Genomic DNA, 2,600 nt, shown 5'->3' on the forward strand with positions numbered 1-2,600 from the left:
TACGTTCTCCGTTCAAGCCTGTGCGTCATACCATTTAGTATTCGTATCTCTTATGCCGCTTCCCTCATTGTCAAATGCAAAACCGCCCGATTGCCTCTACTCGAATCCGGAATTTCAATGTCGCTCAGATTCTCACATCCGTTAAACGCCCCATACTCAATCTCTGTTATGCTGTTCGGAAGCGAAACTGTCGTAAGATTTTTATTATTGGAAAATGACTCTGTTCCTATTTTCTCAACCTTATCTCCCCACATGATTTCCGTCAATGCACATGAGCCGAATGCGTTATTCGCTATATATGCAAGATTATTTCCGATTACTGCTTTTTTCAATGATTGACAGCCGTAAAATGCCAGATTGCCGATACTTGTCACTGAGTCCGGTATCTCTACAGACGTCAATCCCGAGCCGCCAAATGCATTATCTGAAATATAAGTAATATTATCCGGCAGCTCGATCTGTTTCAAATTACTGCAATGATAAAATACTCCGGATTCAATTCCTTTTAAACCACTTCCAAGAGTAATGTCGTTTAACGATCTGCACTCGTAAAATGTACTTGCTCCGATCTCTGTCGTGCTGCCGGGAATACGAACCTTCGTCACTCCCGAATAGTAAAACGCATTGTTTTCAATATTTTTTAATCCGTTTCCAAGATCTACCGGTCCAAGATTTTTGCAGTGAGCAAATCCGTTTTCTTCGATTGTCTGAACGCTGTCAGGCAGACTGACCGAATGAAGCTTTGAACAGTTTTCAAATGCTCTTGCGGCAATTTTCTGTAATTTGCTTCCTTCTTTAAATGTAACTGTTTCCAAATTTGCACATGATGCAAATACTCCGTACTGTAAATCTGTAACCTGTGCCGGAATCGTTACGCCGACAATATTTTCATTCTCCGCAAACGCTCCGTAACCGACACTTTTAACTACCTTATTATCGATCTTGTCCGGTACTGTTACATTACTTTCTACTCCGGAATATTTCAAAATCTCTACTGTATTATCAGACAGCACACGATATGTATAATCAGATGACTCTTTTACCGGTTCAATCTTCCATTTTGCTTCTTTATCTGATAACGCAATGCCCAAATGATATGTTTTTCCCTGCTCTAATGAAACCTTCATGCCGAACTCTGCAGCTCCATCATACAAGCACCCTTCTATTTCTTTCCAATCTGAACTATATACTTTTCCTGTTCCCCCATCTTTTGAAGAAAACATATATTCTCCCGACTTACTCGGAACGAAATCATATACTGTTGTCTCCTCTTTTGTCGTCGTATACTCTGTTCCTTCGTTAGCAGTTTTCGTACCTGCTTTTGTAATATTCCATTGGATCTCACTTTTATCCAGGCTTACCATCGAGAATTCATAAGTTTTTCCCTTCTCAAGCGCAATGAAGAAATCTATCTTGCCACTCGAACTTCCGAATCCTGTCTGCCAGTCGCATTCCTTTATAGACAGACTTGCATTATCCTGCTGAGATCGAAAACGATATATTGCCGTCGTATCCGGAGTAAACGTATAATTAATCTCCCTGTTCTTATCAAACGGCGTAGTATACGTTGTTCCTGTCTGTACCGCTATCGTTTCCTTTTCACTTTCTTCATATTTTTGGATACTCCAATATTGAGCCCTGTCCACTGTAAAATAATAAGTTTTCCCTGCGGTCAACGGTACAGAATATGCGATTCCAAGCGTTTTCCAATTTTCATCATAAACACTTGCCCCTTCTTTTACAGTATATTTCCCTGTCGTTTCCGGCACAAACACATAATAAACTTCTTTTGAATTCTCATTTCGGTTAACTTGTCCCAATTCTACAGAAATCGCTTTCCCTTTTTTGACGCTCCATTTACTTGACGTTCCCGGATTTACCTCGCTCTTACTTACAGTAATATAATAAGTATGACCTGATTCTAATTTACAGAACGACCATGCGGAAACAAATTCCTCGGTCTCTTTGTCTTTAATACCCATTGACAAAGAACCCGAATCGAAACGATACCATCCGGTCTCGTCCACTGTCAGATTGTAATAAATCTCTTTTACATTTTCGCTTAATTCCGCTTCAAATTCTCCAGGCTTAATATCTCTTACTTTTCCTGCATACCACTTTAAGGTTTGTACAGATTCTGCAGAATTATTCGTTATCTCCAGATAATACTCTCCGCCTTTGTGCAGTTCATATCGGCTTTCTTCTCCTGGCAGCCATGTATCGCCATCCTCTTTCTTTTCAATAATAGAGATATATGCGTTTACACTCCAATCTCTAATTAACTCAAAGTAATACTGCCCGTCTTCCTCAACATTCAGACGATAACGAACCGTTGTCTGTTCTGTCGAAAAAGCGGCTTCCCCATATTCCGGTGTTCCGTCTTTTTTCAGAGTGATCGTACCGGCCTCATCACCTACAGTTATGTCATGCGGTACATCCTCCTGCGAATCCGGTATCTGTATATCCTCTACATCCTCATTTTGCTGTGCATCACATACTGCTTCATCCTGCGTCTGTTCTGCTTCTGCATTTTCTTAACCGGAACTGCAAACACCATCGACAGGCACATCAGAAACGGAATCCACCACAGGGGCGAAGGC

General features: G+C 40.8%; 1 protein-coding gene. It reads right to left on the reverse strand.

All coding sequences use genetic code 11. The annotated features are described in order from the left end of the window. Positions 1 to 50 precede the first annotated feature (50 nt). The gene (locus RUMTOR_RS13305) at positions 51 to 2,027 is read right to left on the reverse strand and encodes a leucine-rich repeat domain-containing protein (RefSeq protein WP_242647692.1); all 1,977 of its coding nucleotides are present in this window, start codon (positions 2,025 to 2,027) and stop codon (positions 51 to 53) included. Positions 2,028 to 2,600 lie beyond the last annotated feature (573 nt).

This window comes from [Ruminococcus] torques ATCC 27756 (assembly GCF_000153925.1).
GTDB classification, from domain to species: Bacteria; Bacillota; Clostridia; order Lachnospirales; family Lachnospiraceae; genus Mediterraneibacter; species Mediterraneibacter torques.